Genomic DNA, 25,860 nt, shown 5'->3' with positions numbered 1-25,860 from the left:
CTTAAAATGACTCTTGAAAAAAATCAGATCAGCTGAGGGGGTTGCCAAATGGAAAAACTGGCCTCTAGAAAATGTGGAGACAATATCGCAAATCCACTTGAGATAAATATGCCTGCCTCGATGGTTTCCAATTGAAAATGCACTTGGTAGATAAAAAGAGAGCAGACTTTACAGAAAGAAAAAGGTGGGCAACATTGATTCTCAGCATGGTCGGATTCATGCTGCTCCATATGCTCGACATGATCGCATTCATGCGCCGCATAAAGAGGGCTTAGCATCGACAAAGCCATGTAAAAAATCAGAAACACAGAAATCACACATTTCATGAAATAAAAATAAGCAAAAATAACGGTGAAAGTAAAGCCTTGTAAAAAAGTAAAAAGTTGCTGTACAATCTACTTCTAGCTACAAGACTTTTACATTTCACCGAGTATTTAAAATATTTCTATTTAAAATTTAACTTATCATAAGTCCATTCATTTTTTGTCTTATCATATCTTGCTCTTTCATCAGGAAATTCAATAAATTCTTTATTTAAAAAATAGCGATCTAAATTTTTATAGTACATTAGGTCTTGCCAGAGGAACTTACCTTTTTCTCTAATTTCCTCCTCAGGTAGCATAGGAGTATTGGATATTTCTTCAAAGTCTAAAAGTTGAAAATTGTCAGAAAGCTTAAATTTTCCCAGAACTCCTCTTTTATAACCTTTTTCATTTCTTGCTGGTCTGATGAGTTGAAAATAATGAGTACTATCTTCATCAATGAAATAATTCAAAAACTCAAAGTTCTTAATCTGACCAACATAAAGTTTTCTAAACTCCAATTCAAATTTTCTTTTTGGATCTACACCCCTAGGAACTTTATAGATGTAAGTAACAATATTCGTAAGTAAGGTATCTTGATCACTTTTACTGTAGTAATTTGATATTTGGTATTTATCATTGCTTCTATCACTACAGCTGACAAACGAAATAGAACAAACAAGAAATAATATTATAAAACAGCTCTTCATGGGTAATATATTTTATTGAAAAAGCCAAGTCAGAATTACTGACTTGGCCATAGTCTAAAGTATTAATAGGTTAATCTCTATAAACTGTATTTCTATTAAAGTTAGCCCAACCTTGAGTCCAGTCACCAGAAGTACCAAAAGCACCAACGTGAGGAACTTGCTCAAATTGACCAAACCATTCGCTCTTTGTACTTGATTGAACAAAAGGTACATTATCCCACTTTGCGCCAGTAGCAACAGGGCTTTCAGCTTGTACAGTAAATGTCGGAACACCTAAATCAAATACAGATGGGCTTATGCCTATTTCATCCCATGCTCCAAAAAATTTATTCCCAAAAGCAGCTGTGTTGAACCAAGCCAATGCATCAAAAGATTCTACATTCCATCTGATTGAATGACCTCTTGGTTCGGAACCTGGGTGATTGCCTCTAGCAACACCATTAGCATCTGTAAATGGCAAACTTGAAGCTGTTAGATCTGGATATGATGCTGAATTGAGCGCACCTTGATGATTGTAACTTCTATTTGGATCAAAAGCTTTACCAAATCCATTTCCACCCCAATTCCTTACACCTGCCAATATTATATTTCTCAACTGTAATTCATTGTTTTGAGCAAACTGAACTGTGCTATTTCCGTCAATAAATATCCCCATTGGGTATCCAGTAATGATGGAATTATAAATTTTCAATTTGCTACTTCTTCTTAATTGTGCTCCATGTTGGAACTCAGCAGAGATAGAAGTTTCCCTTATTTTTTTTGGCCCAATTATAGTAATATTCGAGAATACTGAGGATGTAAATGGTTCTCTCAATTCCCCACTTCCATTATTGTCAACTTCGAACCCGTTTGAACCAGACTGATCAGCATCCTTGGCATCTCTAATACCAATTGCAAACTGAATGTTTCCACTATGTCCTAAATCAACATCAAAATCATCATCCAATCCTCTGTAAGCGATCAAATATCTTCCATCTACTGACCCGCCGAACCATTCGAACTGATCATCAAGACCCCATGAAGCTTGTACATATTCAATTACAGTTCCTCTTCCTACACTTCCTAATGTTAGCGTATTCACCTCTTCGTTTGGATTGATAGGAATACCTGCCCACTCTATTCTTACATACTTAAGTATTCCACTGTTATCATTGTCATCAGTACCTCCATGCCATGCAGCATAGCCACCTTCAAGTTGTACGTCAGAACCTTCATTATTCCTAGCTCTACCGGCGATGACAACGCCACCCCAATCACCTGGAGTACGTTCTCCTGGGGCCTTAATTGAAGTGAAAACAATTGGTTCTTCTCTTGTACCTTCAGCTATAATTTTTCCCCCTCTTTGAACAACCAAAGTACCCTTAGTATTTTGGTCACCAAAAACTACAGTACCTGGTTCTATAGTAAGAACACCCTCAGTGCGACCATCGTCATTCTGAGGTGTTTGTCCAGCCGCTGGGATTGGACCAACTCTCACAAAACCAATTAGATAATAATCCTTATCGGATGTTAAAGTAATATTGCGATCTTCAAGATATGTGCCTTCAATACCAGTAACGGCTACACCCTTTATGTGCTCATCATAACCGGGCAATAGAGCAGTGCCTCCAACTTGTACTCTAGGCTTAGGAGGAGTCTCGGTTACAAGAATTGCCAATGGGGCTGAAGTAGTCGCTCTATCAAGCATATCTACTGCCACAAATGTGAAGTTTACCGTTTGACCTGGATTAAAGGAGTTCTCGATTGTGTATTTAAACTCGTAAGAACCTGATGTACCAGACAAGGCTACATCTGGGAAATTGCTATCAGGAGCTCCATTTTTTAAAATCCTTAAAGACTTTATACCTTCAGGTGCACTTACGCTAATCAATGCAGAAACCTCAGCACCTTGAATTCCACTTAATGAATTTGGATCAGAACTAACTGAAGGAACTGCACCTATTGGCTGTTCATCTTCGCCACATGATACCATCACAAGGGAAGATGTAATTAGGAATGCCATCATAAACATACCTAAGATTGAATTTTGACTTCTTCTGCCGAAGAAATTAACTGGATTTTTCATTTTTAATTTAATAAAGTTTAGTGTTTAAAATGTATATGTCAGACCTAATGAATATTGGGTTCCTGGTTTAAATCTTCTGAAAACTTGATCTTGCGTTCTGCTAAAAACACCATCCTCATTACCATCTTGGAGCAAAAGAAATTCTTGATTAAAAATATCCTTTACACCAAATTTCATAGCGAGTTTTTCTGAAAGAGCCTTTCTTACAGAAATATCTAACACATTTCTTGGCATTTCATATGTATCTGGAATTGCACCAGCTCCAACCAATAAGATTCGCTTTCCAATGACGTTGTAATTGACGTTTACTTGCACTCCTTTTGTCTCGTCGTCATAGAACAAGCCTGTGTTGACAATGAAATTAGACTGTCCTTGTAGGGGTCTATTGGTGGCCCTTAATAGATCAGCTAGGTCTTCACCCAAAGTCACTTCACTGTCTATGACAGAAAAATTTCCAAGTACACTCAACCTATTCATGAATCTGGATCTAAAAATATTTGCTAACGACTTCCTAATATCGATTTCAATCCCTCTAGCAAAAGCTCTTTCAGTATTTCTAAATAGGAAGGTTGATTGCTCGCTTCCAAAGTTACCATACAAGGATTCGATCGGATTTCTGAAATCCTTGTAAAACAAAGCAAATGAAACAGTTTCAGTCAAACTTGGGTACCATTCCCATCTAAGGTCGTAGTTATTGATTGATGCATTTTGAAGGAACGAAAAGCCTGTAACTGTAGCATCAAAAATAAAGTCATAGAATCCAAATGGCGCGATTTCTCTAAACTCCGGTCTATTCAAAGTCTTTCCATAGACACTTTTAACTACCATTTTATCATTGATATTATATGAAAGTGTAACCGATGGTAAGAAATCGATTTGATCAATAATAACTGGCTCTATTGGAGGGGTTGAGGTACCCTCTTGAAACCTTGAAGGACTTCTTAAAATTTGAATATTGTCCTCTATCCTTAACCCTCCAGACAAATTAAATTTATTAAGAGGTAAATTCAAGGATATATAATATGCTCTAAGCTCATTAGTAGCAATAAAAAAGTTACTTGTTGAAAAATTTTCTCCTAATCTAATTCCAGTGGTACTATTAATATTCTCAGGCTGAAATAAAACATCTATATCTGATTGAATTAATCCTTCATTAAAATTTGGCGATCTACTAAATCCTAAATTTCGAGCAGAAAACTCCCTTGTTCTATCTTCAAAGTATGCTCCTAGTTTCAGGATTGGTTTAAATGAAGTTTTCGACTCTAAATTGAACTTGTGCTCATAATTGATTGCTGCTGTGTAGATGTCCTCGTTCATATCCGAATAAAACCTACCTAAAAAGTCAGGCGTTTGTCCGCGAGGAATAAACAACACAGATTCTCCAGATTCCTCATCAACTACATTTTTCCTATACCTCTTGTAATCTGGAAGCTGATTAAATGTATTCCCAAAACCTCCAATCCATTCAAGTTTTGCAGCTTCTTTGAATAACTTATGACTACCTATCAATTGTCCCGAATAGATGCCTCTGTATTCATTAAAAAACGCGAAATTATTTTGCTTGAAACCTTGGGCAATTTGATCTCCAAACCTATCAATAAAATCGTGGGTTGTTAATCTTTGATACAGGTTTTTAAGTTCGATTACATTGTTATCATTGATTTTCCAAGCCCAATTAAATACTAGACCATTAGTGATTTCTTGGCCATATTCAATATCTTGAAACGAGTACCTTAGTTTTGGTTGATTAGTTTGAAAATCAAAAGCTTCAAAAGCATTATTTTCAACATTAAATATTGTCTTGGTGTTTGAATACTGAATACTAGTGGTATTTCCAATTTGCATACCTTTTTTCCCAATATCCTTTCTGAAGTTGTATGTAAAGCCAAGTTTATAATCTAAACCAGAATTATAATTTTGTTCTTTCCAGTTATTAGGTAAAGATCTACCTGCTTGTTCAATCTCAGCGTTTGGGAGCCCTGTTAGACGATCAGGAAATCCCATAGGCAAATCATTAGCTCCATCATTCCACCCAGTCCAATGACTATTTCTTCTTTCTTCAGCTCTGAAGTCTCTCAAAGAAGTCCCTTGTCTGAAACCAGTTGAAATATCTAGGGTAGTGCTAGTTTCATCAGGAATACTTTTAGTAAAGATCTTTACCATTCCCCCAGAAAAATCACCCGGAAGCTCAGGTGAAGGGCTTTTGTAAATCAAAATTTGATCAATAATATTACTAGGAACTACATCTAAAGAAAATGACCTTACGTCAGGCTCCATACTAGGCGTATTGATATTATGTAATTGAGTAGTATTATATCTCTCGTTCAAGCCTCTGACAACTATAAATCTATCTTGAATAACTGTAACACCAGGAATTCTTTTTACAACTTGTGAAACATCACTATCAAGTGTTCTACTAATCGATTCTGCTGAAAGTCCACTGACTACTTGAACACTCTCTCTAATATTTCTCAATAGAGAAATATCAGATGATGTCTCTCTTACGGCTGTTACTGTCACCGTTGATAATTCAGAAATATCTTCTTCCATTTCTACGGTTAAAAAAGTTTGCTTGCTTGCAATAATATCTACGTTGATTCTTTGAGAAGCATAGGTGATAAAAGATACGATAACCGTATAATTCCCCGGCTCAACTCTAGAGATCTCAAAATCCCCATCTAAGCCTGTAGCTACCCCATAACCTGTATTTTCGAGCCGAACATTGGCCCCAATAATAGTCTCTCCAGTCTTGGAGTCTTTGACCACACCTCTGATAGATCCAGATTGAGCGACAGCATACCCAATTGTGATCAGTGTGATAAGTAATGTAAATGTGTACTTTTTCATACGATAGAAAACACTTGTAAACGAACGCCACAAATGTCACTATCCAATATGAATTGATAGAGTAGAGAAAATTATCAATTAGTGAATTTCATACATAAAAAAGAATAGCCGACATCACAATTTTTTCATATTGCAATATCGGCTTAGCATTGATCAACTGTTTATAATTGTAAATTAATACAACTTCAGCTATTTGAATGTTACGCTTTTGTTAATCGGGATTTTATCCAAAATGATGCGGATCAGATCACGAGTGTTGATATTATCTGCTTCTGCCTCATAATTCAAAATAATCCTGTGATTCAATACATCTTCAGCGACTTCTTTGATATCCTCTGGAAGCACATAATCTCTACCATCCATAAAAGCTGCGGCTCTGGCAGCAAGGTTGAGATTGATACTCGCCCTAGGTGATACACCAAACTGAATGTATTTCGCTTCTTCCTTCAACCCATATTTCTCTGGGAACCTAGTCGCAAATACCAATTCTATAATATAGTTTTCCAAAGGTTCTGCAATTTGCACTTCATTGATTTTGGCACGAATTGCAAAAATATCTTCCTTGGAAAGAATCGCATTTACTTCTGATGCAAAAGACATATTGGCCATACGGCGCATTACTTCAAGTTCATCAGACTTGGATGGATAGTCTATATGCACCTTCATCATAAACCTATCCACCTGTGCTTCTGGAAGCGGGTAAGTCCCTTCTTGATCCACTGGGTTTTGTGTAGCTAGCACCAAAAAAGGTCTGTCCAATTGGTAAGTGGTCTCACCTATGGTAACTTGCTTTTCCTGCATGGCTTCTAATAGTGCTGACTGAACCTTGGCAGGGGAACGGTTCACTTCATCCGCTAAAATGATATTTGAAAAAATCGGTCCTTTCTTTACTTCAAAGTTTGATTCTTGCTGGTTGTAAATCATCGTACCAATCAAATCTGATGGTAACAAATCAGGCGTAAACTGAATTCTTTTGAAATCCAAGTGCAAAACTTTTGCGAGCGTGTTTACCGTCAAGGTTTTCGCCAAACCCGGCACACCTTCCAATAAAATATGACCATTGGTAAATAAGCCGATCAAAAGTCTGTTGACCATTCTATCCTGACCAACGACTATCTTTTTGACTTCATCTATGACCTGCTTGATTTTTTCCTGATGCATGGAATATGTTTGTTTAAATTCTTTCCTATCAATTAACTCCCTAAAGCAACGAAAAGTCCCCATTGATCTTGTCTATAGAAGGACAGAAAGTGTTAATTTATGCTTTTTGGGAAAAGTGTTGGCTAAATTAGAACAAATTCAGCTTTCTGCAAAAATGTAAGTGATAAGTGGAGCAAGATCACTCTGATAAGCGCTGAATGCGAAAATAAAGATCATTATCTGAATCATAATCCCAGCCTTCCAAGCGCATCATCTTGGTAACCAAATCTTCCACCTCGTCTTCGTTAAGCTTTGGAAATAGGATTTTCACAGAATCAAATCGGAGCTGAAACTCCAAATCAAAAAGCGCTACTGAACGGTACTCATCAGGACTTGGCTTTTGATTGATCAATTGTTTCTTTGGTGGATTATGCTCTAAAGAATACATACTAGGGCCTATCTTTAAGGTATTGATTAGCAGCATTGGCTATCGCCATTTTAGCTTTATTGATTTGTCTAGCCGCTAGAGCCAGATCTATATTAAGTGTATTTTCTAGGGCTAGATTCTTCACCCAAGTATCAGGGTCTTGGTCTCGAAGTGACACTAGCACTGCTGTTTGTGTCACGATGACATTAGAGGGGCAATTGATCACTTGTGCCATTTGGCCCTCATTGAGCATGGCTTGGTAAGTTTCATAAATGATTTTAGGACTGTAGATGTACCCAAACTCAAATGAATCATCCGCCCAAAGGAGTTTGCCTGTAAAAGCATCTTGATAGATCGCTCTTCCTTTGCCTTGATTGATGGCTTGAGAAAGCATCTTCGATTTGACCAAGGAAAAATGCTTAGTCACTTCTTTGCAAATGGCAATATGGGATTGGCTATTACTCAATTAAGCTTCTCTATTTTGATTGAGTTTGCTGAAAAAAATGGCTTCCGTCAGCGCAATCGCCTTATCAGCTATCGTATTCACAAAACTGAAATAAGGCTGTGGCTTATCCTCTCCAGAAATGTGATTCTCTGAGCTTTGGATATTTTCTTCTTGTTGTAAAGTTTGATTCATAATTAAAATGTTTCTTAAAAGTAACCTTGATCTATTTAAGATTTTCTTTCAATTCAAATCCGTAGGGTTTTAGTTAAAATCCGTAGGTTATTTGACAAAATCCGCAATTTGGCTAAGGGCTCTCGCAAAGGGAAACAAAGGTGCAATGCTCGCTGACGAGAGTAGAAGTGGTTGAAGAAAACTACTCGAAAACACCTCCTTAATAAAAGGCATGAGTCACTAAAACCCAAATCGCTTAGATATTGTAAATATTGAAACGTCTCAGCGATTGATAGGTCATTACAGAAATTGTCAATTAAAATAAGGGGCAAAAAAACCTCCAAGAATTTGATCTTGGAGGTTTGAAAGTTAAAATATTTTTGTCTTTGAAATATTAACTCCCGCAGCCAATACAGTCAATATGGCTATCCATGGGCTTGACACCCTTAAGTTGCATTTCTAAATTATGAATCTGATCGCGGGTTTCCATATCCTGAAACATGTCCCCAGTCAAAGATCCTTTCAATTCTTCGATTCTCTTCTCCAATGAAGTTTGCTGTTCTGTAGTCATGATTTATTTGGTTTAAGTGGTAAGCACCTTCCAATATAAAAAAGTTCTCTAAAATTTTCAGCTTCTTGACATTCAGAATTATAAAAAAACCCAATTCATTTCAACATGCTGGAACAATCCCCGCATAATTTTTGTCAACTAATAGGTATTCTACAATTTTGATTTTTAACACCAGTTATTTTCTCATGGATCAAAAAACCTTCATCAAACTCAAAAATCTCCGTCAAACACTCCACCAATACCCTGAAGTATCAGGTGAAGAAAAGGAAACCGCAAAGCGAATTTTAGAATTCTTTGAGCAATTACAACCTGATCAAGTCATCAAAAACCTCGGAGGACAAGGTTTGGCATTTGTATACGAAGGTAAAGAAAAGGGTCCGACTTCATTATATCGATGCGAATTGGACGCATTACCGATTGTAGAAAGAAATGACATCAATCACAAATCAACTCTATTAGGCAAAGCTCATCTCTGTGGACATGATGGGCATATGGCGATTATTTCAGGCTTGGGTCTATCATTAGATCAGCAGAGACCTCAAAAGGGTCGTGTCATCTTGCTTTTCCAACCTGCTGAAGAAACTGGTGAAGGAGCCGCTGCAATTGTAAATGATCCCAAATTCAAACAAATTACTCCTGACTATGCTTTTGCATTGCATAATTTACCTGGATACGACAAGCATCAAATCATCATCAAAAAAAATGCATTTGCCGCAGCCTCAACAGGGATGATCCTTCGGCTCAAAGGCAGAAATGCACATTCTGCACATCCAGAGGCTGGAAATAGCCCTGCCATAGCCATGTCCAAAATCATCGTAGCCTTGGAAAGGCTACCAGATGCCATGAAAAGATTCACCTTAGTTACTGTCATTTACGCCAAACTAGGTGAAATAGCCTTTGGTACCACCCCTGGGGAAGCTACGATTATGGCAACTCTGAGGGCTTTTGAAAATGAAACCAGAGACCTTTTGGTTACTTATGCAAAAAAGCTATGTGTCCAAATTGCTGAGGAATATGACTTAGAAATAAGTTTTGAGTTTACTGAGGAATTTGCCGCCACTCACAACGACCCCGATGCTTGGGAATATGGTAATGAGGCCGCCAAAAAACTTAAACTTAGAACAAAACACATTCGACTTCCTTTCAGATGGTCTGAGGATTTTGGGTTATTTTCTTCTCATACCAAAACATTACTTTTTGGATTGGGATCAGGCAGAAATCAACCGCAATTACATGAAAACAACTATGACTTCCCTGATGAAATTATTCCATCTGGTGTGAGCATGTTTAGAGAAATCATAAATCAAATCCACAATTAAAGAACTTTCAATTTAATCCTTCCCTACCGCATACCAAGATTACATGAACCACACCTCTTACATAGAAATTTGCAAATCTGCTTATAAAAAAAATATCCAATTTATTCGAAAAGAAGTGGGCGCTGACACTGTCATTTCGGCTGTAGTCAAAGGGAATGCCTATGGACATGGTATTGAAAACATCACTCCCATAGCTGAAGAAGTTGGGATCAGACACTTTAGTACCTTTTCCGCAGATGAAGCGATCAGGGTTTTTCGAAGCAGCAAAAAAAAATCTGAAATTATGATCATGGGTATGCTTGCCAATGAAGATCTGGAAGAAATCATTCAAAAAGGAATCAGCTTTTTTGTGTTTGAATTTGATCGGTTGGAGCATGCTGTCGCAGTCGCAAAGCGATTAGGAATCAAGGCTAAAGTTCATATTGAAGTAGAGACAGGTTTTCACAGGACAGGTTTCGAATGGGCAGAACGAGAGAAATTGATGCTCTTTCTTAAGGAAAATCAAACACTCCTTTCATGCTGTGGGCTTTGTACACATTTTGCTGGAGCTGAGAGTGTAAGCAACTATGTCCGCGTAAGGGAACAAATCAAAATATACCATCAATTCAAGGACTGGTTTACTGAGAAGGGTGTGTCATTCGATAGGTACCATACTGCATGCTCTGCAGCGACCTTTAGCTATCCAGAAACAATCATGGATATGGTCAGGATTGGCATTGCCTCTTATGGCTTTTGGCCAACAATGGAAACATACATGTACAAATTCAAAAGTCTCCCCGAAAACAACAAAAACCCACTAAAAAGATTGATTTCTTGGAAAAGTAGCATCATGAGTTTGAAAAAAGTCAAGATGGGAGATTTTATAGGCTATGGCTCTAGCTACATGGCACCAAGAGATATGACCATTGCTCTGGTTCCTATTGGCTATTCCCACGGCTATAGCCGGTTGCTGAGCAACCAAGGTAAGGTGCTGATCGCAGGGAAAATCGTCTCTGTTGTTGGCACTGTCACCATGAATAGTATAGCCGTAGACATCACAGACCTGAAGGGTGTCAAAAAAGGAGATGAAGTAGTCTTGATCGGTAAGCAAAAGAAAAACGAAATCACAGTTGCCTCCTTCGGTGAGTCTACCCAGCAAGTGAATTATGAATTACTCACCAGACTACCCATGGATATTCCAAGAAAAATTGTCAAGTAAGTAAAGATGAAAGAGCTGCTTATTGGGCAGCTCTTTTTAAGAATTTGTAATGTGAATGCAAGGCCATAGACAAAGTCTCATGCTCATGATAAGGAAGGCCGTGTTCCAATGCAGTGGTCTTGACTATTTCAGACATGGCTGGATAATGTATATGGCAAATTTTTGGAAAAAGATGATGCTCTACCTGGAAGTTTAGCCCTCCACAGAGAAACGCCGCCAATTTACTTTTTCTGGCAAAGTTAGAGGTAGTTCTCATCTGATGCTCAGCCCAAGATTCTTCAATATTTTCAGATTCTTTAGGATGAGGAATAGTCGTTTCTTCCACCAAATGAGCGAGTTGGAAAACTAAACCCAATACCAAGCCCATGGTAAAGTTCATTGCTAAATAGCCTATCAAAAACTGCCACCAAGTAATATCCATAACTATCAAAGGGAGGATAATATACATACCGTAGTAAAGAAGTTTGTAAAAGAAAAGGTTGAAATATTCTCGCTTTGGATGGTCATTGGTGTGACTACCAATTTTTTCCTGAAAGAACTTCACATAATCTTTTCTAAAGAACCAAGAAATAGAAGCAAGCGCGTAAAGAAAGAACGCATAGATATGCTGATATCGGTGGATGAATTTCTTCTTTTCATCTTTTGAGATTCTGATCAATCCTGGGGCAACATCCAAATCTCCATCATGCCCCATGATATTGGTATAAGTATGATGGACTTTGTTATGAGTGATTTTCCATATATAGACATTGGCTCCAATAAAGTTGAAAATATAACCGAGCGAAGCATTAATCCACTTCTTGTTGGAATAAGACCCGTGTAAAGCATCATGACAGATATTGAAACCAATAAAGGACATAGTTGCCCCTAGTCCGATTGCTAAAAACAAACTTCCCCATAGCGGGAAAACTTCAAGTAAAATCAAAAGGTAAAAACAGACAAAAAGCGTTACATAGAAAATTGTCTTAAAGACCATCGCGCTATTCGCCGTTTTGGAGATCTGATTGTTTTGGAAGTATTCTTCAACTCTAGCTCTTACTGTTGGATAAAACGCTGATTTTTGTGTGTCTATAAACTTTAAGGATTGATTCATGTAATTTTTGGGGGTAATCTGAACTTTTATTTGGGTAATTTTGATCAGCGTGTATCTTTATAAGGAATCATTAACGATTTTAGTTCATTATTCGGATTTAATGCCAAAAAAGAAATTTTTTATAAATTTAGTTTTAATAAATAATCTGACTTTACTTCAGAATGCTTTTTAAATCTGCTGGAGAATAGTTGATAGATTTAAGCGTCTTCCGGTCACCTTTACGATAGACTAAGTACATATCACCTTCCTTCTCATAAAAACAGTCTACTCCTAGATTTTGATAATGAGATACGGTAGCCTCTGCTTCTGTTAAATCTTTACATACCTTACTCATGTTGGAGCGTTGTACTTCCTCAAAAAGGTCCTTAAACTTGTCTGCAAGTCCGAACTCCAATATTGCACCCGAAAGAACATACTGTATATCACAGAGCGCATCAGCAATCTCCACAATATTCTGATCTGCAATTGCCTCTTCCAATTCCTTGAGCTCCTCAGCTATTAATGACACCCTAAGCTCACATCTTTTAGTATCGGGAATCTGTGGCTTAGATAGAATCGGGTGTTTGAATGTTTTGTGAAAAGCAGCTACTGAAGTAAGTGATTTGGGGTCTTGCATAGGTTAGGCTCTATTTAAAATTTGATTTATTTATGATTTAAATATCCACTGAATAAAGAAACAAAACTTTACGCAAATCAGAAAATGAAATATTCAAAACAACAAGAAAAATCCCCCAAGGCAAAAAACCAAGGGGGATCATATTTCTCATTAAAAAATCGGTGAGAAAATAATTATTTCTTCTTAAGCACGACAGCCGACTCTAAATTACTTTCAATTCTAGTAAGGATTGCTGCATTTCCGTCAGCGCTATTAGGCCCAATATCGATTCTACCATCGCCATTGGCGTCTATAGCCGTATTAAAATCTACACCTGCAAATAGCTTATCCATATCAAAAGCTAAAACCATCTCAGTATCTCCATCTACCTCTACACCTGCGGCATTCTCAGACCTTGCTTTGATCATCTTTTCAGCAGTCAGCCAAATAGTAGTGACTTTCCCATCAATCTCTCCAGCCATCCATAGTGATTTATCATACATTGGATCATTGGCACTTCCTTCAGTCTTTTTGAACAACCTGAAGTTGACTTCAGTATAATTCCCTTGTGGACTTCTACCTTCAGCAATTGCCGAGACCCTTACATTACCGTCATTGATCAAGATAACATTTCTTGACTTGGAAGCTTCATTATGGAAAGCAGTATTCAGATTAGTTCTAAGGGTAATATTACCAATACTAATCCCAGCCAAAAGATCTGCTTTAGCAGCATAACGCATTTCCACATCCTTTGTACCCACAGCAAATTGACTAGCTGCAAAACCGTTTACAATGACCCGTTCATTCATTCTTGCATCTGGGGAACTACTTTCAGCAGTAGCACTTAGGGCAACATTACTTTGAGGTTCGTCTAAATTGGAATCATCATCCTTGGAACAAGAGAGTGCCAAGAATCCAAACGCCAATACGAAAGCTAATTTTTGAAAGTGTTTGATTGAATTTTTCATTGTCATAAAATAGTTGGTTTATTGAATAGCATATACGCAATGCCTGTGCCAACGAGTCGAGTAAAAAATGACAGAATATTTGAATCTGAAACAATTTAAGGTCTATAAAACCTAAAATTGGATTTTAATTGAGAATGTTGTTTAGTTTCAATAATACACTGTTCATTTATCAAATAAAACATTTCATTTATATTTAGAAAACCTAATATGATTATCTGCAATGATGCTAATACACTATTTGATACTAGATGCGTAATTGGTCAAGTATACCACTGTCAAGTGAATACTTTCTTACAATCCACTGCACAAAAAAATCAAAAACCTCAATAAATAAAATATGTTCATTATTCAAAGAATATATTGGTTAGGAAAGAAAAAACGCAAAGTAAATCTGACTTACTTTGCGTTTATATAAATGATTATTAAAACTATATTTATTTCAAAGCATCGTAGCGCTCTGCTACGGCGTCCCAATTGACCAAATTCCACCAGTTGCCTATGTAACCTGCTCGATCACTGGTATACTTCAAATAGTACGCGTGCTCCCATACATCTATCCCCATCAAAGGAATGCCTTGGAAATCTGACACATCCATCAATGGATTATCTTGATTGGGTGTTGAGCCTACCGCTAGTTTTTTATTTGCATCTATGACCAACCATGCCCAGCCCGAACCAAATCGAGTTTTACCTGCATTTTCAAATTCTGAAGCGAAATCTGCAAAACTTCCAAAGGATGCATTGATAGCATCTGCAAGATCTCCTGTAGGTTCACCACCTCCAGTTGGAGACATTGTCTTCCAGAATAACTCGTGGTTGTAATGACCTCCTCCATTATTCCTCATTTTAGTAGAATACTTAGAAATGTTCATCATTACCTCCTCTAATGGAGCACTCACATCTACACCCTCTTCCGCAGCTGCTTCTCCTAGATTTTTTGCGTAAGCTGCTGCATGCTTGGTATAATGAATCTCCATGGTCATGGCGTCAATATGTGGCTCAAGTGCAGTATAATCGTAAGGTAATGGAGTCTGTTCAAATCCGGTACGCAAGATCACTTCGCCTTCCTCTGTAGATTCTTCACCACAAGCCGCCAAGAAAGCAGAGCCTATCAAAGATGAACCTATCCCAAGGGCCAGTGTCGCCTTTGAAGTTCTTGAAATAAAGTATCTCCTAGAAACTTTAAAATTTGAGTTTTTCATTTTTATAGGGTTTTATCCTTTGGTTTTTTTGTTCAAAATTTTGCGACAGCTTCGTTTCTTCCTTTTACCTCGTACCAGTACCCATAGACTTTAAAACTTATTTGAAGTCAATTAATCATACTAATTTGAATAAAATCTAAAGAACATCGTCGCATCTAATTGCCTAAGTTAAAGATTTCAGGGCGATAATAAAACCATAAATCGGACAATAAGTCTGATTTTATGACAAGATGTTTATGTTTGCAAAACCACAAATCAATGGTTTGGTTTTTGAAATAATGTTTTCTTGAAACAGGTACCTTACAAATGGAATTTTCTTTTTACAAATATCAAGGCACGGGCAATGACTTCATCATGATTGATGACAGGACAAAAAATTTTCCCGAGCAAGACCTTCAGCTTGTACAAAATCTTTGCGACCGAAAGTTTGGAATCGGAGCAGATGGATTGATTTTGATCAGAAATAAAGAAGGATATGATTTCGAAATGATTTATTTCAATGCTGATGGTTCTCAAAGCATGTGCGGCAATGGAGCCCGTTGTGCAGTTGCCTTCTCTAAGTTTTTGGGAATCATTTCAGACAAGGCTAGCTTTATGGCCATTGACGGTCCCCATACTGCCAAAGTAATGGGAGAATTAATAAGCCTTGGGATGAGCCATGTAAATAGTCTATCGAATGCAGGACAGGACTTTTTTGTGAATACAGGTTCCCCACATCATGTGAGGTTTGTTGACAACGTGACCACTTATCCTGTTGTAGAAATAGGAAAATCGATACGCTACGGTGATGCCTATCAACCCAAGGGAACCAATGTGAATTTTGTCACGCCGATCAGTGAAAATGAAATTCACGTGCGTACTTATGAAAGAGGTGTTGAGGATGAAACACTCTCTTGTGGTACGGGTGTGACGGCATGTGCCTTGGTCTATGGATACCAAAATGAACTCAACGAAGTAAAAATCAAAACTCTAGGTGGTAATCTAGTCGTCAAATTCACGGCGGCTACTGATGGTAGTTTTCAAAATATTACTTTGACAGGTCCAGCCCAGCAAGTCTTTCAAGGAAAGTGGAAATCCAACTAACTTAAATATTAGAGTGATATACACAATCTAATAAGACAAATGAATCCTTGATCAATGCAGTACTAATTTCCTATTGTAATAAAAACGAAGTAATTTTATAGCCCAATTATAGAAATCGAATATGTTAGAAATTATAGCCAAAGGACTGGCAAAAGTTTTTGGAACGAAGTCAGATAGAGATATAAAAGAATTGACTCCAAAGGTCGGCTTAATCAATCAAGAATATACCAAGCTTCAAGGTCTTAGTGACGAAGAGCTAAGAGCCAAAACAATTGAAATCAAAGGTATCATCAATGCTGATTTGAAATCATTTGATGATAAAATCGCGGACTTCAGAGCCCAGATAGAAGCACTAGCGCCAGAAAAGGTTCACGAAAAGGATGCGCTTTACAATGAAATAGACAAAACTGAGAAGGAAAGAGATGAAGCCTTGGAGGTAGTGTTGGAAAAAGTGATGCCGTTAGCATTTGCTGTGGTCAAAGAAACCGCTAGAAGATTCAAAGAAGTCGGAAGCTTGAAGGTCAAAGCTAATGCATACGATAAAGAATTGGCTGCAAAGAAATCTAATGTGGAGATCACTGGAGATGAAGCCATCTGGCACAACAAATGGATGGCCGCTGGAACGGAAGTCGTTTGGGATATGGTTCACTATGATGTTCAGCTCATCGGTGGCATGGTCCTTCACAAGGGGAAAATTGCCGAAATGGCCACAGGTGAAGGAAAAACACTGGTTTCAACTTTGCCTGCCTACCTGAATGCCTTAGCCGGCAGAGGCGTGCATTTAGTAACTGTCAATGATTATTTGGCCAAAAGGGATTCTGAATGGAATGCTCCACTTTTTGAGTTCCATGGATTGACGGTAGATTGTATAGATAAATATCAGCCCAACTCAGAAGGAAGAAAGAAAGCCTACCAGTCAGATATCGTCTATGGTACAAATAATGAATTTGGTTTCGATTATTTGAGAGACAACATGGCCCGTGATGCTGGAGATTTGGTTCAAGGCAAGCATCATTTTGCTATGATTGATGAGGTTGATTCTGTCTTGATTGATGATGCTAGAACACCTTTGATCATTTCTGGACCTGTACCAAGAGGCGATCAGCACGAATTCATGGAGATGAAGCCAAGGGTTTCTACTTTGGTAGAAGAGCAGCGAAAGTTGATCCAAGGTTATCTTGGAGATGCTAAAAAATTGATCGCTGAGAAAAATGAAAAAGATGGAGGTCTTGCTCTTTTTAGAGCATTCCGAGGAATGCCAAAATACAAGCCTTTGATCAAATACCTCTCTGAACCGGGTATCAGAGTGATTCTGCAGAAAACAGAAAACTACTATCTGCAGGACAACAAAAGAAACATGCCTGAGGCAGACGAGCCTTTATTGTTCACCATAGACGAAAAAACAAATTCTGTGGAGTTGACAGACAATGGAATAGAGGTAATCACCAAAAAGAATGAAAATCCTAACTTTTTTATCCTTCCAGATATCGGTGTAGAAATCGCCGAGATGGAAAAAAATCCTGATCTAGATGATAAAGAAAAACTTATTCGCAAGGAAGAGATCATCAAAGATTACGGTGTAAAGGCACAAAGGATTCATACAGTCAACCAGCTTTTGAAAGCTTACTGTATGTTTGAAAAAGATACAGAATATATCCTCGTTGATGGTAAGGTGAAAATCGTCGACGAACAAACTGGTCGTGTGATGGAAGGCAGGCGATATTCTGATGGTCTACACCAAGCGATTGAAGCCAAAGAAAATGTAAAAGTAGAGGATGCGACGCAGACCTATGCGACCATCACTTTGCAGAATTACTTCAGAATGTACCACAAGCTTTCGGGCATGACTGGTACTGCCGAGACAGAGGCTGGCGAATTCTGGGAAATCTACAAATTAGACGTGGTGGTAATCCCTACCAACAAGCTTATTGTAAGACAGGATAGAGACGATAAAGTCTATAAGACTGTAAGAGAGAAATTCAATGCAGTAGCGGAAGAAATAGTAGAGTTGACAAAAGAAGGACGTCCTGTTCTTGTAGGTACCACTTCTGTAGAGATTTCTGAATTGCTCAGCAGAATGTTGACCATCAGAAAGATCAACCACCAAGTATTGAATGCCAAGCAACACGCCAAAGAAGCAGATGTAGTCGCTGAAGCGGGAAAGCCAGGTACAGTGACCATTGCCACCAACATGGCAGGTAGGGGTACAGATATCAAATTGACTCCCGAATCAAGGGCTGCGGGTGGTTTGGCCATCATAGGTACAGAGCGACATGAATCTAGGAGAGTTGACCGTCAGCTGAGGGGTAGATCTGGACGTCAAGGAGATGTGGGTTCTTCTCAGTTTTTTGTCTCTTTGGAAGATAACCTAATGCGTCTATTTGGCTCAGAGCGAATCGCAAAGCTCATGGATAGAATGGGTCTGGAAGAGGGAGAGGTGATTCAGCATTCTATGATTTCCAAATCCATAGAGCGAGCACAACGCAAAGTTGAAGAGAACAACTTTGGAACTCGTAAGCGTCTCTTGGAATATGATGATGTGATGAATTCTCAGAGAGAGGTTGTCTACAAGAGAAGAAGAAATGCATTGATGGGAGAGCGTCTTGAGTTAGACATCTTGAATATCATGTATGATGTTTGTTTTGACATCATTCAGATGGCTAAGTCTACGGAAGATGTAGAAAATATGAGATTGAATATCTACAGCTCCTTGGGTGTTGATCATCCGTTCACACTAGAAGAGGTTCAATCCAAAGACACCGCAGTTCTGACTCAAGAGCTTTTTGACGCTGCATATCAAAGCTATGTAAGTAAGAACAATAGAATTCTGGAACGAGCTCTGCCTATTCTCAGCGATGTCTATGCACAAAGAGGTGCTACAGTAAAAGAAATCATGGTACCAATCACCGATAGCTTGAAGCAAATAGGTGTAGTAGTCAATCTGGAGTCTACTGTCAATAATAAAGGTAGAGACCTGATTAGGGCAATTGAAAAGAACGTAACACTAGCCATCATCGATCAAAACTGGAAAGAGCACTTGAGAGATATGGATGACTTGAAGCAGTCTGTACAGAATGCTGTTTATGAACAAAAAGATCCATTATTGATTTACAAGTTTGAGGCTTTTGAGATGTTCAAGAGATTTGTGGGCAAGTTGAATGAAGATGTGATCTCTTTCCTAGCTAAAGCTGAGCTTCCTACTCAGGATCCAAGTCAGGTGAAAGCTGCTCAAGCTCCACGTCACCAAGAAAATATACAAGCGTCAAAAGCAGAAGTTGGTAGCAGCCTCAACCCTGGTGCTGCGAGACAAGCTGCTGCAGCGACGGCCAATCGATCAGCAGAAACTCAAGTAGTAGCTCCAAGAAAGACCGATAAGGTCTATGGCAGAAATGACCGCGTGACGGCGCAATATGCCGATGGAACAGTAAAAAAAGATGTTAAATATAAAAGCGTAGAGCAGGATGTAGCATCAGGCAAATGCGTAATCATAGAAGGATAAAAATAATATCATGGGAAGATTAATATTGACAGGGGTCGTGCTTTTATTTTTGATGGGTTCATGCAACCTGATCAAAAAAACAGGCGGAGATGCTGAAAAATATGATTCTTTTACTGAGGATTTAACTCTAACCAGAATAACTTTCCCTGATTTGGCAGAACAAGCGGCTCCGAAAGCAACTAGCAATGAATATGCAGGTGATCTGACCATTGACAATGACCTTACTTTTGCTATGGAAAGCTTTGTAAGTGGCAATAAGTCCGAGCGTTATTACTCAGGGTTTACAGTTTTGGTATATAGTGGTGTAGATAGAGAGGCAGCCTTCAAAACTAGAAACGACTTATATACTGAGTTTCCCGATTTCAAAGCAGATATGCAATATCAGCAACCACGATACCTTGTCAAAGTAGGGAAATTTATCAATAGAATAGAGGCACAAGCCTATTACCATAAGCTCAAGGAAACATTCCCGATGGCTAGAATCATTCAAGATAGATTCCAGAGAGAAGGTTATGTCAACCCTGACGAATTCAAAGACAATGATCAAGGACAAAATTAAATCCCTAGCAAGCCAGTACAAACCTGAAATCATAGCCAACAGGAGACACCTTCACGCCAATCCTGAGCTCTCTTTTCATGAACATGAGACGGCAGCATTTGTCCTGAATCAACTCGAAAATATTGGAATCACTGAGTTCGAAACTAAGGCAAATACGGGAATAGTAGCGTTGATCAAAGGAAAAAATCCTGATAAGAAGATCATCGCTCTTCGTGGTGACATGGATGCATTACCGATTTTTGAACAAAATGAAGTTCCTTACAAATCTACCAAACCAGGAGTTATGCATGCCTGCGGACATGATGTACATACAGCTTCCCTACTTGGTGCTGCCAAAATTCTGAATGAGGTCAAAAGTGATTTTGAAGGCACAATTAAACTGATTTTTCAACCTGGAGAAGAGTTGATCCCAGGTGGAGCATCTTTGATGATCAAAGACAAGGCCCTAGAAAACCCAAAACCACAAGCCATCATCGGTCAGCATGTCATGCCTTTGATTCCAGTGGGAAAAGTTGGATTTCGTAAAGGCATGTATATGGCCAGTGCAGACGAACTTTATATTACAGTAAAAGGGAAAGGTGGTCATGGTGCCATGCCAGAAACTTTGGTAGACCCAGTTCTTATTGCTGCACATATGATCGTAGCGCTACAGCAAGTGGTCAGTAGAAATGCTTCCCCAAAAATCCCGTCAGTACTTTCTTTCGGAAGAGTAGAGGCCTTAGGTGCAACTAATATCATCCCCAATGAAGTAAAAATTCAAGGTACTTTCCGTACTCTAAATGAAGCCTGGAGAGCCAAAGCGCATCAACATATGATAAGCATTGCCAAAGGCATCGCTGAGGGAATGGGAGGAGAGGTGGACTTTGAAGTGAGAAAAGGCTATCCATTCCTCAAAAATGCAGAAGAGCTTACCGAGCGTGCTCAAAATGCAGCTAAAGAATACCTAGGTAATGAAAATGTCGAAGACTTGGATATCTGGATGGCTGCTGAGGATTTCTCCTATTATACACAAGAAATGGACGGCTGTTTTTACAGATTAGGAACCAGAAATGAGGCTAAAGGCATCACTTCTGGCGTACATACTCCTACTTTCGATATTGATGAGGATGCGCTAGAGATAGGAGCTGGATTGATGGCTTACCTAGCGGTAAAGGAGCTGGAGGCATAATTTAGGTGTTAAAATAAACTGTGCGAAATGCTTCAAAACTTCTCACGTTTCTATTTATTTCAAGCTTAAGGCAAAGATATATTCAATTTATATCTATTGTATATCTACCATATTTCAATTAAAATATATGAAACAAATCAAATCACTTTCTCTAGCCCTTGTTTTGGTGATGGGATTGCAGACTCAAACTTTTGCTTGGGGAGCCATTGGGCATTATGTCATCGGTAAACTTGCCGAGTGGCAGATGAAGTCCTCCACTGTTGAAAAAGTCGAAGAAATCTTGCAAAAAGAATCTATCTCTGGTGTGGGCGTTTGGATGGACAACATTCGCTCAGACAAAAACTACAACTACACCAATACTTGGCACTGGGTCACTACTGTCAATGGAGAATATGATAAATCTATCCAGGAAGAAGCCGGGGATGCATATGAAGCATTTTTAAGAATCAAGGAGAATCTAAAAAGTGGAAAATTGACTCAGGAAGAAGAAAGAGATCAACTTCGTATGTTGATTCATATTGTAGGAGATTTACACCAACCATTTCATGTGGGTAAGCCTGGAGATCGAGGAGGCAATGATGTGAAAGTGAGTTTCTTCAATAAAGAAACCAATATCCACGCTGTATGGGATTCAGACTTAATCGCTAGCAAAAACATGAGCTATACTGAAATTGCTACTGAACTTCAAAAAAGAATCAATCCGAGCTTAATTGACAAATATACTAAGACAAATCCCGCTGATTGGTTGAAAGAGGCAGTAGCCATCAGACCAGCTATGTATGATATCCCAGAAAACGGAAGAATTGGATATGAATACATATACAAGCACTATCATCATACAGAGGAGCGTTTGATTGCAGCAGGAATCAGGTTAGCGCAGGCTCTGGAGGAAATTTATGGATGATTGGCTGAACTATATGTATTATTAAAAGAATCATGGTTAATGTAAGCCATGATTTTCTTTTTCCAAATACTATATCATTTAGCTTTTTAGAATCTGATAGTTTAATTTGTGCTTTTTAAACCTAAAGTGATTAGCATTGTCCGGATTCTTTGATACCAAGATAGAATTTCTAAAAGGAATGGGGCCGCAAAAAGCTGCTTTATTCAATAAAGAACTGAATATTTTCACTTTTGGTGAACTCATACAGCATTATCCATTTCGCTATGAAGACAGGACTAAATTTTTTAAAATCCGGGATCTTAATGAAGACCTAGATCATGTTCAAGTTATAGCTAGAATCAGAAGCGTAGAGACTATTGGAGAAGGGAGAAGGAAAAGACTGGTAGCCCATATTTTTGATGAGACAGGTGAGATGGAACTCACGTGGTTCAAGGGAATCCAGTGGGTAGTCAAAAAGCTTGTGCCGGGAGCTGCTTTTGTATTTTTCGGCAAACCAGCAAAATATGGCCGGAAATTCAGCATTGCTCATCCTGAAATGGATGTGCTCACCAAGGCTCAGGAAGAGCGCAATTTCTTTCAACCTGTGTATCCAACTACCGAGAAACTCCGAGCCAGATTTCTTGATTCTAAAGGCATTTCTAGAATTATGGAAGGACTCGTGGCAACAGCCTATCCACAGATTCAGGAAACCATGCCCGAGAATGTCTTGCAACGTTTCAACCTGATTCCCAAAAAGGAAGCGCTTAAGCAAATCCATTTTCCGGAAAACCCTGAAATTCTCAAAAGAGCTAGGTATAGACTGAAATTTGAGGAATTCTTCTACGTTCAGCTAAGGTTACTTAAGCTTAAGCTTACCAGAACAGAAAAATCCCAAGGACAAGTTCTCAATCAAACGGAGTTGCTCACCAAATTCTATAAAGAGCATCTGCCTTTTGAGCTCACTGAGGCGCAGAAGCGGGTAGTGAGGGAATCCTTTGCAGATATGAAGTCTGGTAAGCAAATGAACCGACTTATCCAAGGAGATGTAGGAAGTGGCAAGACCATGGTGGCTTTTATCTGTATATTAATAGCAATCAGTTCGGGCGCGCAAGCTTGCTTGATGGCACCGACGGAGATTTTGGCCAATCAGCATTATGAAGGGCTGAAAGAATATGCGGATTTGATGGGCTTGAATATTGCCTTGCTGACGGGATCTGTTAAGAAATCTGCCCGTAAAGTAATCCACGAAACGTTGCTTTCAGGAGACCTACATATCCTCATCGGAACCCATGCCTTATTAGAAGATATCGTCCAATTCAAAAACCTAGGATTGGCCATAGTTGATGAGCAGCATCGCTTTGGAGTTGCGCAGCGGGCGAAACTTTGGGCTAAGAATGAAAGGTTTGTTCCTCACGTTTTGGTGATGACAGCTACGCCGATTCCACGAACTTTGGCGATGACCTTATACGGAGACTTGGATATCTCAGTGATCGATGAAATGCCTTTGGGAAGGAAACCGATTCAAACTGTGCATAGATATGACAAAGACAGGCTGAAGGTTTTTGGTTTTATGCGAAAGCAAATCGAGTTGGGAAGACAGGTTTACCTCGTCTATCCCTTGATTGAGGAATCTGAAACACTGGATCTAAAGAATCTGATGGATGGCTATGAAAGTATCTGTCGGGCATTTCCTGAATATCCGATTAGCATCGTGCATGGCAATATGAAAGCCGCTGACAAAGACTTCGAAATGCAGCGCTTTGTCAAAGGAGAAACAAAAATCATGGTAGCCACTACGGTGATCGAAGTGGGTGTGAATGTGCCCAATGCTTCGGTGATGGTCGTAGAAAATGCGGAACGATTCGGGCTTTCGCAGCTGCATCAGTTGAGAGGTAGAGTGGGAAGAGGCGCGGATCAGTCTTATTGTATCCTGATGAGTAAATACGAACTCTCAAAAGACAGCCGGGTTCGTCTAGATACCATGGTTAGAACAAACAATGGCTTCGAAATCGCTGATGTGGACTTAAAGCTTCGAGGCCCAGGTGATTTGATGGGCACACAGCAAAGTGGTGTTGCTGATTTATTGATCGCTGACTTGAGTAAGGATGCACCAATATTGACCTTGGCTAGAGATGCGGCCCAAGAGCTCCTACAATCTGACCCCGATCTCTCCCAACCTGAAAACGCGCTAGTTCTAAGACAAATTCGTGCTCAAAAGAAGCATGAGATTAATTGGAGTAGGATTAGTTAGGTTTTTTACCACGGATGAACTCGGGTGAACACTATTTATAACCAATTAACCTTCACCAATCTTCATCTCAAAGTTTTCCTTAAAAACCCCATGCAACGATTAACAACACTATTCAATGCAAAATATGCGGTGATTAATTTTAGTATGCGACGATTCTTTTTTATATTCGTTGCAAAATAAGCAACGAATAATGATTTACAACCATCAAAATCCTAATTGGCCATCTTTTCACTGGAAAAATGAAGAGATCATCAATCTATTGAGTCAAGCCAGAAATCTGCAGGGAAGGCTAACGGGAAAAATGGAATCCCTAGGTTTTGATTTAAGAAATGAAGCGATGTTGGACACCTTGACGCTTGATGTACTGAAATCATCTGAAATAGAAGGGGAATATCTAAACCCAGATCAGGTTCGTTCTTCAATTGCTAGAAAGTTGGGTTTAGAAATAGCAGGATCTGTAGAATCGGATAGGCATGTCGATGGTTTGGTTGAAATGATGGTAGATGCTACTCGCAATTGCTTTCAGGCTTTGACCAAGGATAGACTTTTTGATTGGCATGCTGCATTATTTCCTACAGGTAGGAGCGGAATGTACAAGATCACTGTAGCTGATTGGAGAAAAGACTCTACTGGACCCATGCAGGTAGTTTCAGGAGCTTTGGGAAAAGAAAAGATACATTTTCAAGCTCCTGATGCTGCGCTGGTTGAGAATGAGATGCGTCAGTTTTTAGATTGGTTCAGCAGCAATAATGATATCGACTTGGTCTTAAAAGCAGCGATAGCGCATTTATGGTTTGTTACGATCCATCCTTTTGAAGATGGAAATGGTAGGATCACACGAGCTTTGACAGATATGTTATTAGCCCAATCCGATAAAAGCAATCAACGCTTCTATAGCATGTCAGCCCAAATCCGGATTGAAAGAAAAGCGTATTATGAAATTTTAGAAAAGACACAAAAAGGAAATCTTGATATCACAGCATGGATCCATTGGTTTTTAAACTGTCTGATCAATGCATTGCAGGCCACAGAAGCTACCTTGGTTAAGGTGTTGTTCAAAGCAGATTTTTGGGCAAAACATTCAAAAACGTTGCTCAATGAAAGGCAAAGTAAAATATTGAATATGTTGATGGACGGATTTGAGGGGAAGTTGACTTCTTCCAAGTGGGCAAAAATTGCAAAATGCTCCAAAGACACTGCTATCCGAGATATCAATGACCTGATAGATAAAGACATTCTCCAAAAAGAACCAGCAGGTGGTAGAAGTACGAATTATGAGTTGAGAAGGGGATGAGATGTAAGAAGCGAGAGGGAAAGAGATGAAAAGCAAGAAGCGAGCGTCAAGATACACGAAGTAAATTATG

At 38.8% G+C, this 25,860-nt stretch carries 22 protein-coding genes; 9 read left to right on the top strand and 13 right to left on the bottom strand.

Features of this window, described 5'->3' with window-relative positions:
• Positions 1-23: 23 nt before the first annotated feature.
• From CHB66_RS08635 to CHB66_RS16955, 9 genes are all read right to left on the bottom strand, one after another.
• A complete protein-coding gene (locus tag CHB66_RS08635; RefSeq protein WP_141107381.1) occupies positions 24-278 on the bottom strand; it encodes a hypothetical protein in 255 nt (84 codons plus the stop codon).
• Positions 279-445: 167 nt separating this feature from the next.
• On the bottom strand, positions 446-1,012 hold the full coding sequence (locus CHB66_RS08630; RefSeq protein ID WP_089240004.1) for a hypothetical protein: 567 nt from the start codon (positions 1,010-1,012) through the stop codon (positions 446-448).
• Between the two features lie 70 nt (positions 1,013-1,082).
• The gene (locus tag CHB66_RS08625) at positions 1,083-3,077 is read right to left on the bottom strand and encodes a hypothetical protein (protein WP_089240002.1); all 1,995 of its coding nucleotides are present in this window, start codon (positions 3,075-3,077) and stop codon (positions 1,083-1,085) included.
• 24 nt (positions 3,078-3,101) lie between these two features.
• Positions 3,102-5,924, bottom strand: coding sequence for a TonB-dependent receptor (locus tag CHB66_RS08620; protein ID WP_089240000.1), 2,823 nt, complete (start codon positions 5,922-5,924; stop codon positions 3,102-3,104).
• A gap of 189 nt (positions 5,925-6,113) precedes the next feature.
• Positions 6,114-7,085, bottom strand: coding sequence for an AAA family ATPase (locus CHB66_RS08615; protein WP_089239998.1), 972 nt, complete (start codon positions 7,083-7,085; stop codon positions 6,114-6,116).
• Between the two features lie 178 nt (positions 7,086-7,263).
• Positions 7,264-7,512 carry a hypothetical protein gene (locus tag CHB66_RS08610; protein ID WP_089239996.1) on the bottom strand — a complete coding sequence of 83 codons (249 nt, stop codon included), beginning with the start codon at positions 7,510-7,512 and terminating at the stop codon, positions 7,264-7,266.
• Position 7,513: 1 nt separating this feature from the next.
• A complete protein-coding gene (locus tag CHB66_RS08605) occupies positions 7,514-7,957 on the bottom strand; it encodes a hypothetical protein (RefSeq protein WP_089239994.1) in 444 nt (147 codons plus the stop codon).
• The gene (locus tag CHB66_RS16960) at positions 7,958-8,128 is read right to left on the bottom strand and encodes a hypothetical protein (protein WP_170932458.1); all 171 of its coding nucleotides are present in this window, start codon (positions 8,126-8,128) and stop codon (positions 7,958-7,960) included. It lies immediately after the preceding gene.
• Positions 8,129-8,501: 373 nt separating this feature from the next.
• Positions 8,502-8,678 (bottom strand): hypothetical protein, encoded by a 177-nt coding sequence (locus CHB66_RS16955; RefSeq protein ID WP_170932457.1) that lies wholly within the window; start codon positions 8,676-8,678, stop codon positions 8,502-8,504.
• A 185-nt stretch (positions 8,679-8,863) separates the two neighbouring features.
• On the opposite strand from CHB66_RS16955, the gene CHB66_RS08600 reads away from it, so the two are divergent.
• Positions 8,864-9,997: an amidohydrolase gene (locus tag CHB66_RS08600; protein WP_089239992.1), complete on the top strand. Its 1,134-nt coding sequence runs from the start codon at positions 8,864-8,866 to the stop codon at positions 9,995-9,997.
• A gap of 43 nt (positions 9,998-10,040) precedes the next feature.
• A complete protein-coding gene (alr, locus tag CHB66_RS08595) occupies positions 10,041-11,195 on the top strand; it encodes an alanine racemase (RefSeq protein WP_089239990.1) in 1,155 nt (384 codons plus the stop codon).
• A 19-nt stretch (positions 11,196-11,214) separates the two neighbouring features.
• Here the strand turns inward: alr and CHB66_RS08590 are convergent, their stop codons facing one another.
• The 4 genes from CHB66_RS08590 to CHB66_RS08575 form a co-directional block, all read right to left on the bottom strand.
• Positions 11,215-12,288, bottom strand: a complete 1,074-nt coding sequence (locus tag CHB66_RS08590; RefSeq protein ID WP_089239988.1) for a fatty acid desaturase family protein — start codon at positions 12,286-12,288, stop codon at positions 11,215-11,217.
• A gap of 151 nt (positions 12,289-12,439) precedes the next feature.
• Positions 12,440-12,904 (bottom strand): pyrophosphohydrolase domain-containing protein, encoded by a 465-nt coding sequence (locus CHB66_RS08585; RefSeq protein ID WP_089239986.1) that lies wholly within the window; start codon positions 12,902-12,904, stop codon positions 12,440-12,442.
• Positions 12,905-13,077: 173 nt separating this feature from the next.
• The gene (locus CHB66_RS08580) at positions 13,078-13,851 is read right to left on the bottom strand and encodes a hypothetical protein (RefSeq protein WP_089239984.1); all 774 of its coding nucleotides are present in this window, start codon (positions 13,849-13,851) and stop codon (positions 13,078-13,080) included.
• Positions 13,852-14,285: 434 nt separating this feature from the next.
• Complete coding sequence (locus CHB66_RS08575) at positions 14,286-15,053, bottom strand: superoxide dismutase (RefSeq protein ID WP_089239982.1); 768 nt, start codon at positions 15,051-15,053, stop codon at positions 14,286-14,288.
• A gap of 306 nt (positions 15,054-15,359) precedes the next feature.
• Between CHB66_RS08575 and dapF the strand changes: the two genes are divergently transcribed.
• The 7 genes from dapF (at position 15,360) to CHB66_RS08540 (ending at position 25,790) form a co-directional block, all read left to right on the top strand.
• Complete coding sequence (gene dapF, locus CHB66_RS08570) at positions 15,360-16,136, top strand: diaminopimelate epimerase (protein WP_089239980.1); 777 nt, start codon at positions 15,360-15,362, stop codon at positions 16,134-16,136.
• Positions 16,137-16,257: 121 nt separating this feature from the next.
• Positions 16,258-19,635 carry a preprotein translocase subunit SecA gene (gene secA, locus CHB66_RS08565; RefSeq protein ID WP_089239978.1) on the top strand — a complete coding sequence of 1,126 codons (3,378 nt, stop codon included), beginning with the start codon at positions 16,258-16,260 and terminating at the stop codon, positions 19,633-19,635.
• Between the two features lie 10 nt (positions 19,636-19,645).
• Positions 19,646-20,194 (top strand): hypothetical protein, encoded by a 549-nt coding sequence (locus CHB66_RS08560; protein WP_089239976.1) that lies wholly within the window; start codon positions 19,646-19,648, stop codon positions 20,192-20,194.
• A complete protein-coding gene (locus tag CHB66_RS08555; RefSeq protein WP_089239974.1) occupies positions 20,175-21,362 on the top strand; it encodes a M20 metallopeptidase family protein in 1,188 nt (395 codons plus the stop codon). The genes CHB66_RS08560 and CHB66_RS08555 overlap by 20 nt, the downstream gene beginning before the upstream one ends.
• A gap of 127 nt (positions 21,363-21,489) precedes the next feature.
• A complete protein-coding gene (locus CHB66_RS08550; RefSeq protein ID WP_089239972.1) occupies positions 21,490-22,266 on the top strand; it encodes a S1/P1 nuclease in 777 nt (258 codons plus the stop codon).
• A gap of 136 nt (positions 22,267-22,402) precedes the next feature.
• Positions 22,403-24,496, top strand: a complete 2,094-nt coding sequence (gene recG, locus CHB66_RS08545) for an ATP-dependent DNA helicase RecG (RefSeq protein ID WP_089239970.1) — start codon at positions 22,403-22,405, stop codon at positions 24,494-24,496.
• A 190-nt stretch (positions 24,497-24,686) separates the two neighbouring features.
• Positions 24,687-25,790 (top strand): Fic family protein, encoded by a 1,104-nt coding sequence (locus tag CHB66_RS08540; RefSeq protein WP_394335279.1) that lies wholly within the window; start codon positions 24,687-24,689, stop codon positions 25,788-25,790.
• The last annotated feature ends 70 nt before the right edge of the window (positions 25,791-25,860 follow it).

Origin of the sequence: Belliella buryatensis (assembly GCF_900188245.1) — a bacterium.
In the GTDB taxonomy this organism is placed as follows: Bacteria; Bacteroidota; Bacteroidia; order Cytophagales; family Cyclobacteriaceae; genus Belliella; species Belliella buryatensis.
This window is presented reverse-complemented; position numbering and strand designations above follow the sequence as displayed.

What these genes read in the sequence shown, in the direction of transcription:
- CHB66_RS08635 (WP_141107381.1), bottom strand. Translation starts at nt 278, where the DNA reads ATGCTAAGCCCTCTTTATGCGGCGCATGAATGCGATCATGTCGAGCAT.
- CHB66_RS08630 (WP_089240004.1), bottom strand. Translation starts at nt 1,012, where the DNA reads ATGAAGAGCTGTTTTATAATATTATTTCTTGTTTGTTCTATTTCGTTT.
- CHB66_RS08625 (WP_089240002.1), bottom strand. Translation starts at nt 3,077, where the DNA reads ATGAAAAATCCAGTTAATTTCTTCGGCAGAAGAAGTCAAAATTCAATC.
- CHB66_RS08620 (WP_089240000.1), bottom strand. Translation starts at nt 5,924, where the DNA reads ATGAAAAAGTACACATTTACATTACTTATCACACTGATCACAATTGGG.
- CHB66_RS08615 (WP_089239998.1), bottom strand. Translation starts at nt 7,085, where the DNA reads ATGCATCAGGAAAAAATCAAGCAGGTCATAGATGAAGTCAAAAAGATA.
- CHB66_RS08610 (WP_089239996.1), bottom strand. Translation starts at nt 7,512, where the DNA reads ATGTATTCTTTAGAGCATAATCCACCAAAGAAACAATTGATCAATCAA.
- CHB66_RS16960 (WP_170932458.1), bottom strand. Translation starts at nt 8,128, where the DNA reads ATGAATCAAACTTTACAACAAGAAGAAAATATCCAAAGCTCAGAGAAT.
- CHB66_RS16955 (WP_170932457.1), bottom strand. Translation starts at nt 8,678, where the DNA reads ATGACTACAGAACAGCAAACTTCATTGGAGAAGAGAATCGAAGAATTG.
- CHB66_RS08600 (WP_089239992.1), top strand. Translation starts at nt 8,864, where the DNA reads ATGGATCAAAAAACCTTCATCAAACTCAAAAATCTCCGTCAAACACTC.
- alr (WP_089239990.1), top strand. Translation starts at nt 10,041, where the DNA reads ATGAACCACACCTCTTACATAGAAATTTGCAAATCTGCTTATAAAAAA.
- CHB66_RS08590 (WP_089239988.1), bottom strand. Translation starts at nt 12,288, where the DNA reads ATGAATCAATCCTTAAAGTTTATAGACACACAAAAATCAGCGTTTTAT.
- CHB66_RS08585 (WP_089239986.1), bottom strand. Translation starts at nt 12,904, where the DNA reads ATGCAAGACCCCAAATCACTTACTTCAGTAGCTGCTTTTCACAAAACA.
- CHB66_RS08580 (WP_089239984.1), bottom strand. Translation starts at nt 13,851, where the DNA reads ATGAAAAATTCAATCAAACACTTTCAAAAATTAGCTTTCGTATTGGCG.
- CHB66_RS08575 (WP_089239982.1), bottom strand. Translation starts at nt 15,053, where the DNA reads ATGAAAAACTCAAATTTTAAAGTTTCTAGGAGATACTTTATTTCAAGA.
- dapF (WP_089239980.1), top strand. Translation starts at nt 15,360, where the DNA reads ATGGAATTTTCTTTTTACAAATATCAAGGCACGGGCAATGACTTCATC.
- secA (WP_089239978.1), top strand. Translation starts at nt 16,258, where the DNA reads ATGTTAGAAATTATAGCCAAAGGACTGGCAAAAGTTTTTGGAACGAAG.
- CHB66_RS08560 (WP_089239976.1), top strand. Translation starts at nt 19,646, where the DNA reads ATGGGAAGATTAATATTGACAGGGGTCGTGCTTTTATTTTTGATGGGT.
- CHB66_RS08555 (WP_089239974.1), top strand. Translation starts at nt 20,175, where the DNA reads ATGATCAAGGACAAAATTAAATCCCTAGCAAGCCAGTACAAACCTGAA.
- CHB66_RS08550 (WP_089239972.1), top strand. Translation starts at nt 21,490, where the DNA reads ATGAAACAAATCAAATCACTTTCTCTAGCCCTTGTTTTGGTGATGGGA.
- CHB66_RS08540 (WP_394335279.1), top strand. Translation starts at nt 24,687, where the DNA reads ATGATTTACAACCATCAAAATCCTAATTGGCCATCTTTTCACTGGAAA.